General features: G+C 44.4%; 6 protein-coding genes and 1 pseudogene. 2 read left to right on the top strand and 5 right to left on the bottom strand.

Annotated features, from left to right (window positions below):
* A pseudogene (locus tag LX99_RS25135) lies at positions 1-306 on the top strand (transposase); the annotation flags it as partial.
* 808 nt (positions 307-1,114) lie between these two features.
* Here the strand turns inward: LX99_RS25135 and tsaD are convergent.
* On the bottom strand, positions 1,115-2,116 hold the full coding sequence (gene tsaD / locus LX99_RS25125) for a tRNA (adenosine(37)-N6)-threonylcarbamoyltransferase complex transferase subunit TsaD (protein ID WP_022830069.1): 1,002 nt from the start codon (positions 2,114-2,116) through the stop codon (positions 1,115-1,117).
* 194 nt (positions 2,117-2,310) lie between these two features.
* Between tsaD and LX99_RS25120 the strand changes: the two genes are divergently transcribed.
* On the top strand, positions 2,311-6,753 hold the full coding sequence (locus LX99_RS25120) for a translocation/assembly module TamB domain-containing protein (protein WP_109611080.1): 4,443 nt from the start codon (positions 2,311-2,313) through the stop codon (positions 6,751-6,753).
* A gap of 74 nt (positions 6,754-6,827) precedes the next feature.
* Here the strand turns inward: LX99_RS25120 and LX99_RS25115 are convergent, their stop codons facing one another.
* The 4 genes from LX99_RS25115 to LX99_RS25100 all read right to left on the bottom strand — a co-directional run.
* Positions 6,828-8,033, bottom strand: coding sequence for a bifunctional 3,4-dihydroxy-2-butanone-4-phosphate synthase/GTP cyclohydrolase II (locus tag LX99_RS25115; RefSeq protein ID WP_109611089.1), 1,206 nt, complete (start codon positions 8,031-8,033; stop codon positions 6,828-6,830).
* Positions 8,034-8,171: 138 nt separating this feature from the next.
* Entirely contained in the window at positions 8,172-9,623 is a 1,452-nt protein-coding gene (locus LX99_RS25110) for an LptF/LptG family permease (RefSeq protein ID WP_109611076.1), read from the bottom strand.
* A 104-nt stretch (positions 9,624-9,727) separates the two neighbouring features.
* A complete protein-coding gene (locus LX99_RS25105) occupies positions 9,728-10,108 on the bottom strand; it encodes an START-like domain-containing protein (RefSeq protein WP_109611074.1) in 381 nt (126 codons plus the stop codon).
* A gap of 436 nt (positions 10,109-10,544) precedes the next feature.
* Positions 10,545-10,964 (bottom strand): transposase (locus LX99_RS25100; RefSeq protein WP_211319097.1); only part of this gene is annotated, 420 nt, incomplete at its 5' end.

Here is a 10,964-nt window from a genome sequence, read left to right as displayed (position 1 = left end):
ATCCAAAGCTTTGGCCGACCTGCTTTGGGGAAATGGTATACAGATGATTACTAAACCCCGTAAAAACATGAAAGACTTTAACATCTCTCAGGCCGATAAAATAATGCTCAGAAAAAGGGCTATCATTGAATGTGTAAACGATGAGCTAAAGAACATCTGCAAACTTCAGCACACCAGGCACAGATCCGTGAATAACTTTCTGATGAACACTATGGGCGTGCTTTGCGCTTACCATTTCTTCCCTAAAAACCTTCCCTTAATATTATATTTCAAGAAAATGACGACCAGCTTTTATTAGCTGCTTAAACCGAACTCACGTTAAGATATTTTTAAAAAACCAACCAACTACGTCATGAGCTTCTTTTTGCAGACGGGCAATCTTTCTTACCTTTTGGACTCAAGCGATTCCCGTAAAAGACCATGAGTAAGCAACTGATGCAGCCATTGGGCACCATTAATGTCCGTTTTCCGTGCGGATATATTTCTACAATGACCTTGGTTGATCATCGCCACTTTAATTTTCCGGATTCAAGTATGCAGTTTTGCCCATATTTTCTGTTATAAACAGGGCAAACTCTGTCATTTTAAAAAGTCTAAGCTTAAAAGCGTGTTAAACCACCAGTCGGCCAGCAGGAGTTTCCCTTTAATGTTTTACAAAGGTGACAATCCCAACTCGCAAGCGGGTTTTGTTCGGCCGAAGGGATTTGCGGGGTGTGCAATTTGCCCTGTTTTATTAGGCAAAATCTTAAATCGAAAACACGTCGCTACATTTTTTTAGGGTTTTCCCTGATGGAAGGCAATGACGGCTCTTATAAATATGTTTATTACGGCTTTATTCCATTCAAAGCCACGCGGTTTAAGTACACGTAAATCAAAACACCTACAACCAAAACCGCTAAAACAACTAATCCTATTTTTCCCCTCTTTTTGTCCTGGCGCATAAGCCAAACCATAGCCGCAATAAGCGGTATAACAAAAATGATGTAAAATATATATCCCGCTGCGTTCATGTTGCCCCCTACCCCCCCTAAAGGGGAAATGTTAGTTTGTTATTAATGATTAATCTTATTAACTATGCGCTCTCTGCCTCCCCCTTCAGGGGGCCGTGGGGCGCCTAAAATGCCATCCTTGCCATCGGTGCTACATCCTGCCCAACAAATTCCCCTTTAAGGTATTTATGGTAACCGGCTATCGCAATCATAGCGGCATTATCGGTACAGTATTCCATTTTGGGGATAAAGCTGTTCCATCCGTTCTTTTCGGCCATTTCCTGCAGGGCTAACCTCAAACCGGTATTGGCCGATACACCACCCGCCAAAGCTACATCTTTAATTCCGTATGCGTTTGCCGCTTTTTGCAGTTTGTTAAGCAAAATGGTGGCGATGCGTTTCTCTACCGAAGCGCAAATATCCGGCAGGTGCTGCTGAATGAAATCAGGATTCTGCGCTACGTTATCGCGGATAAAATACAGGATAGAGGTTTTTAAACCGCTAAAGCTGAAATCATAACCGGGAATCTGCGGTTCAGGGAAATGGTAAGCCGCCGGGTTGCCCTGGCGCGCGTATTTATCAATGAGCGGACCGCCGGGATAGGGCAGGCCTAAAATTTTGCTGGTTTTATCCATGGCCTCGCCGGCGGCATCGTCAAGCGTTTGGCCAACAATCTCCATATCAAAATAGTCTTTTACCAATACAATCTGCGTATGCCCGCCCGATACGGTAAGGCAGAGAAAGGGGAACGACGGTTTTTTTTCGGCAATAAAATGGGCCAGGATATGGGCCTGCATATGATTAATTTCGATAAGGGGGATCTGTTTAGCCAGCGCGAAGGCTTTGGCAAAGGATACGCCTACCAAAAGTGAACCTAAAAGTCCGGGGCCGCGCGTAAAAGCTACCGCATCAATATCATTTTTGCTTACTTTTGCCTTTGCTAAGGCCTGTTGCACAGCCGGAACAATATTTTGTTGATGAACCCTCGAGGCCAGCTCGGGAACAACACCTCCGTAAGCTTCGTGGATGGTTTGATTGGCAATAACATTGCTCAGGATCGCGCCATCGGCACAAACCGAAGCCGAGGTTTCATCACATGATGATTCGATTGCTAATATTACGGGCACGTTTTATATTAATTATTGATTTATTGAGTTAGTGAATTAGTGATTTATTAATTAGCGGCAAACTATCTACCGATAAAATTGTAAAGGGATAGTATTGAAATCGCTAAATCACTTATTCATTAACTCGCTAATTAAACCGCAAAGTTATTAAAAAAGTACTCAATATATTCCTCGGCCTGCTATTGTTCATTTTATTGACACTGAGCATACTTTTACTTACGTTCCAGTTTAAACCGGTGCAAACCTGGGCGGCAAAAAAAGCTGCGGCCTACCTGGCCGGCGAGCTGCATACCAAAGTAGGTATCAGCACCCTTTATTTAAGGCCATTTAGCTCGGTAGTTATTGAGGGGCTATATATCATCGATAAGCAACAGGACACTATTTTAAGTACGCCAAAGCTGGCTGTTGATATTAAGGATTTTTACCTGTTTAGCAGCATTAAAAAGCGTACCATCAATTTCTCAAATATCGAACTGGATAACGGTTCCTTCTACCTGAAAAAACAAAAGGACAGTACTACCAACCTTAAGTTCATTATTGATTACTTTAATTCGGGCGATACCACCAAAAAGCCCGAAAGCAAGCCATGGACGCTAAACTTCGACAGGATCGCCATCAATAACTTCCATTTTCGTTATAAAAACCACCTGCGCGATACGGTGATGGCTGGTGTTAATTTTAACGATCTGGATGTGCAGCACTTCAGCACCGTGATATTGGGCATGGATTTGAAGAACCACCTGTTTAAGGGCAATATCCAAAGCCTGAGCCTGCACGAAAAGAGTGGGTTTACTGTTAAACATTTCTCATCTGATGCAATTGTAGATACCAACCAGATCAAGCTGAACAGGCTGGCTATCCAAACACCGCGTTCTGATTTGAAGGATTTTTTCTGGATGAAGTTTAAATCGTTTGATGATTTCGACGACTTTGAAAATAAGGTACATATGGATGCCAACTTTAAATCGTCGCGCATTTCATCATCAGATATTGCCTACTTTACCGGCGCGCTCGAAAAAGTAAGTTTCGACCTGGGTATCGACGGGCAGGCTAAAGGCATCGTAAATAATCTTAACGCCAAACACGTAACCATTACCGGCGGGCAGGCCACATTTTTAAAGGGCGATTTTAAATTGCACAACCTTACAGATTGGGATAACGCCTTTCTTGAGCTGAAATTTGACCAGGTAGCATCCAATAAAAAAGATCTCGATTACCTGATTGGCCGGTTCTCGGGCGATGCTACCAATAAAGCGCCCTCCGTTGTTTCAAAATTCGGCAACTTCAATTTTAGCGGCAGGTTTACCGGTTCGCAAAATGATTTTGTGGCCTATGGGGTTTTCAAAACCGCGCTGGGCCGTTTCGACTCGGATATCAACCTCAAAATTGATAAAAACGATCGCCCGAGCTATAGCGGCCGCATCAATGCCTATGCCTTTGACCTGGGCACGCTGATTGATGAGCATGATCTTGGCAGGGCTACCTTTGCCGCCAACGTAAATGGCAGCGGCGACGAAATAAAAACACTGGTTGAAGATGTGGATGCCAGGATAGCTAATGTTACCTACAACAAATACACCTATAACAATCTTAAAGTTAAAGGTACATTTATCAGGCAGCTGGCCAATGCGCATATTACCGTTAACGACCGCAATATCAAGCTGGATTTAAAAGGGAAAGCAAACCTAAACCCGGCATTGCCAACTTATGATCTGGTTGCCGATATCAAAGACGCCAATCTTAATAAACTCGGATTCAGCAAAGATACTTTAAACATCAGCACTCAGCTAAAAACCAAATTCAGGGGCAATGATCTGCATGACCTGGAGGGCGAAATCCTGTTTTCGCCGGCCAGGATAGTGAACACCACGCATAATTACGTGGTTGATTCACTATACCTCTCCGCTGTGGGGCAGGGCACCAACCGGGCAATTATCCTACGTTCGGATTTCGCTGATGGCGGCATTAAAGGAAAATACGATCTGGCTACCTTACCGTCGTATTTTAAAACTATCGTAAAAAAATATATCCCATCTATCAAAACTACCATTGTGCCGCCAAAACCCGAGAAGTTTGATTTTAACCTCACACTCAAAAACCTCGATCCGTTGCTGGCTATTTTCGCGCCCGATATTAAAATTCCCGAACAGGGTAACCTGGTAGGACAATTTGACTCGGACAACAAAACGGCAACGCTATCCGGCTATATCAAAACCCTTAAGTACGGCAAAACGGTGTTTCATGATGTTATTTTAGATGAAAACACTACCGATGATCTGCTGGGCGTAAACCTTTCGCTCAAAAGGATCGATATCACCGATAGTCTTTTTATTAAGGATATCAACATCACCAACTTTTTGAAACACGATAGCCTCAACTTCAACATCAAACTTTCGGATAAAAACGCGGTAAACCAGCTGGATTTGTACGGCCTGGTTGAATTTGGCCGTGATACCACCGCCAAGCTGGCGCTGTTGCCATCGGATGTGATCCTGGAGAAAGAGAAATGGAAAATTGCAGATAAGGTACGCATCCGCCTGCTGGATGGTAAAACGCAGGTTTCGGGCTTTGAGCTTTCAAACGGGCCGCAAAAAGTATTTATCAATGGTTTTATATCTGATAACCCTGCAGATGAGTTGAAGCTTACCTTCAGTAAATTCAACATGCATACGCTTAACCAGCTTACCAAAACATCGGGCATATTTTTACAGGGGTACCTTAACGGGGATATCAAAACCACATCGGTTCTGAAATCGCCGGGAGTTGACTCGCACCTCACCATCGATTCGCTGATCATGAACAAAACCCTGGTAGGCAATGTAAAGCTGGTATCAACTTTGGGTAACGACCGCAAGCAGGCCAATATTAACATGAATATCCTTAACCGCGGTTTGGAAACCATGAATATAGGCGGTTCGTACTATTTTTCACGCGATAGCGTTGATAACAACCTGGATTTTGATGTAAAGATGAACCAGACAGAGGCTATTATATTTGAGCCTTTTGTAAAGGATCTGGTATCAAACCTTAAAGGTCATATCTCTACCGATTTAAAACTTACGGGAAAGCTCTCAAACCCGCAGCTAAACGGCAACATCACGTTGATCAATACCGGCCTTACCGTTAACTATTTAAAAACAGCCTATACGGTTAATAACAAGCTTGATGTTAACAACAGTGTGATCTCTATAAAGGATATGGTGCTGCACGACATCAAGAAGGGTACCGGCACGGCAAATGGCACCGTGAACTTGAATAACCTCTCCAACCCCGATATCGATGTTACGCTGAAAGCCAACAACCTGATGGCCCTCAACACTACTTTTAAAGATAACCACCTGTATTACGGTACAGCCTATGGTACAGGTACCTTTAGTTTTAAGGGGCCGGTTGATAACATGAAAATTGATATCACCGCCAGCACCAATGCCGGTACGGTGTTTAACATCCCGCTCAATACCTCGTCAACGGCCACCAATTATGATTTTATCACCTTTGTGAGCCATAGCGATACGGCGAAGGTTGCGCCTAAAGAAAAGGCATTTAATGGTGTTACCCTTAATTTTGATTTGAGTGCCGACGAGCAAACCACTGTGCGGATAGCCACTGATTATGGCAGGCTGGAAGGAAGCGGTGTTGCGCATAACCTGAAACTGAATATTAACAGCCTGGGCGATTTTGAAATGTATGGCGATTATCTGATATCATCAGGCAAGTTTGAGTTTACGGCCAAGAATTTTATCAGCAAAAACTTTACCGTAAGCCAGGGCGGCACCATCAGGTGGACGGGTAACCCATCCAACGCAGAAATTAACCTGCGTGCACTATACGAGGTTCGTACCACCAAAGCGCCGCTTTACGCGGCCGCGGGTTTACAGGCACCATCTGCAGGCCAGCAAACGCTGGTGCAGGCCGAACTGATCCTGACCAAATCATTGTTACAACCAACCATTGATTTTGATTTCAACTTTCCTACAGACCCATCTGTTAAGGATGACCTTGCAACTTACCTTGCCGATGCCAATAACCGCAGCCAGCAGGCTATCAGCATCATAGTACGGCGTAATTTTACGGCTAACAGCAACGATTTAACCAACCAGGTATTAGGAACTGCCGGCGAGGCGGCGAGCGAGTTCGCGTTTAACAAGCTGAACAACCTGATTGCGCAATCAAACATCCGCAACTTCGATTTAAATATCCGGTCGTTTAGTGATGCCAGCATTGCAGCGCGTTTTTATGACAACCGCTTATCCTTTAGCGGCAGCTTGTATAGTAATAACGGCTCTAACGATTTGTTCAATAATAACAGCAACAACCTGTTTAACCAGAAATTTAATACGCTTACGCGGGATTTTGAGGTGCTATACAAAATTCGCCGGGATGGTAACCTAACCGCCCGATATTCGTACCGGGCATTAAACAACGTTACGCTGAGTAGCTTAACCGATGCATCGCTCACCCAGTATGTAAATGGTGTAGGTTTGGTGTACCAGCGAGATTTTGATACTTTCGGCGAATTTATCCGCAATATTTTCAGGCAGGGCAGGCGTAAAACCGCCCCGGTTACCCCAACACCGGTACCCAACAGCAATACTTCAACCCCTGTGGTAAAACCAGATGAGGACGACGATCAGTAATATAAAGTAACCATAAAAAAGCCCCGTTGCCAGATACAGACAGCGGGGCTTTTTTTATTCGTAGCAATGGAGGGTTAATGATCGCGCATAATGGCGTGGTCCATCCTGTCGCGTTTGGTGCGAAGGTAGGCCTCATTGTGGGGGTTCGCGGCAATTTCAATAGGCACGTTTTCAATAACCTCCAGGCCATAGCCTATCAGGCCGGCGCGTTTTTTGGGGTTATTGCTCATCAGGCGCATTTTGGTAATACCCAAATCACGCAGTATCTGCGCACCGATGCCGTAGTCACGCTGATCCATCGGGAAGCCAAGCTTTAAATTAGCATCTACCGTATCATAACCGTTTTCCTGCAGCTGGTAAGCCCTCAGCTTATTGATAATGCCAATACCGCGGCCTTCCTGGTTCATGTACACAATAGCGCCCTTGCCTTCTTTGCTGATCATTTCCATGGCTTTATGCAGTTGCGGGCCGCAATCGCAGCGGCACGAACCAAAAATATCGCCCGTCATGCAAGAGCTGTGTACCCGTACCAAAACGGGTTCATCAGTGTCCCATGTACCTTTAACCAGGGCGAGGTGGTTTTCGCCGGTATCAAGCTGGGTATAGGCAGTCATTTCAAAATCGCCCCATTCAGTTGGCATTTTAACAGTCACATCGCGTTTCACCATCGATTCGTGCACGAGGCGGTAAGCGATGAGATCCTTTATAGAGATGATCTTCAGGCCGAAATCTTTAGCGATCTGCAACAGGTCGGGCAGGCGGGCCATTTCACCATCTTCGTTCATGATTTCGCAGATTACGCCTGCGGGTTCATGGCCGGCCAGTATAGCCAGGTCAATGGCTGCCTCGGTGTGGCCTGCACGGCGCAGTACGCCGCCATCTTTTGCTATTAACGGAAAAATATGACCAGGCCTGCCCAGGTCCTCCGGCCGTGTAGCCGGATCAATGAGCGCCAGGGTAGTTTTTGACCTGTCGGAAGCCGAGATGCCTGTAGTGCAGCCATGCCCAAGCAAATCTACCGAAACTGTAAAATTGGTTTCGTGCGACGTGGTATTATGGCTTACCATGGGTAACAGTTCAAGCTGTTTGGCCCTTTCGGCAGTAATGGGCGCGCAAACCAAACCGCGGCCATGTTTAACCATAAAGTTGATGGTTTCGGGGGTGCCGTTGCGGGCCGAGGTTAAAAAATCGCCCTCGTTTTCACGATCTTCATCATCTACAACGATAATGGTTTTACCGGCTTTAAGCTCGCTGATCGCTTCTTGTATGGTGTTTAGCATTATGTACTTATTGTTGAAAGGTACCATCTGGCACCGTATTAATTTCTATCAAATTTAGCGCTTAATAACATCACTTGGGTCGGCTTTGTGTAAAATGATTGCCGCCGCATACTACAGGTTTGTTTATAGTTGCTACCGTTAATGCAGGTGCCGGGTTGCCTTGGGTTTAAACTTTTGCGTTATCCGGTTTACAAAACGTTTGTACACCTCCATATCAAATAAGGCCGAATCTGTAGCAGCTTTGTACGAAAGAAACAGGCCGATAGGCAGCAGTGTGATGATAGAGATCCACATGCCCAGGTAGTTATTGATTTCACCGCCTTTAACCGCTTTTTCGCCTATGGTTGTGATGATGTAATAAATAAGGAAAAACACTACCGAAACCACCACCGGCAAACCTAAACCGCCTTTGCGGATAATGGAGCCGAGCGGGGCGCCTATTAAAAACAACACCAGGCAGGCTACCGAAAGGTTATACTTTTTTTGATACTCCACAAAATAACGGCGGATACTTTCAGAATCGTTCCGGTAGATATCAGCCCGGTTTTTGATGAAGTCTTTAATGGCGCGCACTTCCGACGAGGCAGTATTGAGTGCCATTTGCTGCTCGGGTGTTTTGAGGCCCTGTAACGAACCCTTGCCAGCATCATAACTGATATACTGCTTAACCGTTTTTGATTGTGTTGGTATTGAATAATATTTGATATAGGATAAAACCGCCTTATAATTAGAGGCAGCCACACTATCAACCGAATGCTGGGCCGAATCGATATGATGGGTTAGCTGCTTGATATCCATCATTTGCGATGCCGATTTAAACTCGCTTTCATCCGTACGCGCTATTTTAAAGGCAGAAAGATCGAACTTAGTTTCTGTTTCTTTAAAACGCTGGCGGTACAACATCTGCCGGGTATTGTAGCTGGCATTTTGGCCCGGAGCCTCTTCGTAGCGCACACCGTCCTTCAGTTTCAGCACCAGGTATTTATCGCCCATGGTACGGAACATGGTGCCCTCGCGGGCCAGGATAACAGTGGTGTTATTATCGTTAGGCGCTTTCTGATAGATCATGATATCGTACAAACGCTGGCCATCAGGATCTTTGCGTTTTACACGGATGGTATAACCAGGAAAGCTGGTGCTGAATACCCCTTCGGGCAGCAGATCGGCCGATTTTTGTTTACGGGCATCATACAGCAGCGAAAAGTATTTGAGGTTGGCCACCGGCAGCATATAATCCGAAAAAAAGAAAGCAGCCACGCTTAGTATGGTAACTACCACAATCATGGGGTACATGGCGCGGCGCAGGGAAATGCCGGCCGCTTTGATGGCCACCAGTTCATAATTTTCGCCAAGGGAGCCGTAGGTCATGATGGTGGAGAGCAGCACCGAAAGGGGAAGCGCCATTGCCACGTTGGTTGCCGAGTTGTAGAGCATCAGCTCCAGAATAGTGTACCATGCAAAGCCCTTGCCAATCAAATCGTCGATGTATTTGAACAAAAACAGCATCAGCAGCACAAACATTACAATGAAAAGCGTAACCAAAAAAGGCCTTATAAATGATTTAAGGAGTAAAAGGTGAATCTTTTTCATTTGTGCTATTTGAACTACGGTGCAAAGCAGGGTACCGGCACTGTTAAATTCATTAACGTGCAAATCCTGTTTTGGCGTACAAAATTAGCTAAAATAAAGTTTTATCAGGCCCCTAATACGCTGATGAGGTAACTGATAGAGTTATCCCAGATCTGTTTACGTTCGGCAATGGTATCTTCGGTGGCAAAGTCGGTAATGGCCAGGGCTACATCGTTGGTAAGCTCATCCTGTATGATCTCCATTTCAAAATAATACTGGGCATCATCGTCAAGCCATTTAAAACGTACCGATTTATTTTCTTTAACCGAGCAAAGTTTGGCTTTTTGTGATTCGTCGTCCCAGGTAAAAGTATAAACATGATCCCGGATATTAACCTCATCTGCAAACCATTGAGACAAGCCGTTGGGCTCGCTTAAGAATGAAAACAGGATACGTGGAGATGACTTGATCTCGTACTCAATGGTGAATTTTTTCTTTTCGGACATTTGGGTTTATACTATAAATAGCAGGTCAGTATTAAAATTGTAACATTTTTTCTAAAGAAAACGAATTTCTGTTATAGTTGCAAACGTTTTTAGGGAAGGCCACCGGTTTTATATCCGTCCGCACCTTTAACAACTATCAAAAATAGCACGATCTACTCAAACGGAAGGTAAATCAGGCTGTTAGAGGAAAAGTGCTAAAATCCTTACAGGATTGAACTCCTATAACCTGGAATAGCCTTAAACGAATTTTTAGAGCGCTTCCGAAAATCCGCCAAAAACGATCAGATCACCGGTTATCCATACGAACTATCTATTCCCGTATTTTATCAGACGGTAATAAATTAAATATTAATTTTATAGCTACATAACGAGTTTGTTATTGCTGGCAAGGAAGTAATGACGATTTAGAGCCTGTTTAAATTTTGTTCAATAATAATTATATAGCGGCAAGTTTGACCATGTTTTCGGAAGATTCAAGCAAGAGTTCATAGTTCCTGCATCGTCTTCTGTCATTGTCGAACCAGGCAAATGTTCTTTCGACCACCCATCTTTTATGGACAGGCGTAAATTCGGTTTTCTTATCATCTGAACGCATAACTACCTCAATAAGATAACCAAATCTTTTCTTTACCTGTTCGATGATCTCGCCGCGGTACCCGCCGTCAGCTATGATCTCTTTAATACTTCTTAGCATTTCTTTCAATACCCGCATCATCAGCATGACGGCTTTACTGTCATGAATATGAGCTACTGTTACCATTACAGCAACTAAAAAACCATTTTTATCTACGATGACATGGCGTTTAATCCCTTTTACTTTTTTGTTGCCATCATAACTGTTCAGGGCTTTGTTATT

It is taken from the genome of Mucilaginibacter oryzae, from assembly GCF_003148845.1.
GTDB lineage: Bacteria > Bacteroidota > Bacteroidia > Sphingobacteriales > Sphingobacteriaceae > Mucilaginibacter > Mucilaginibacter oryzae.
The sequence above is the reverse complement of the archived record's forward strand: the minus strand, read 5'-3'. Positions and strand labels throughout refer to the sequence as shown.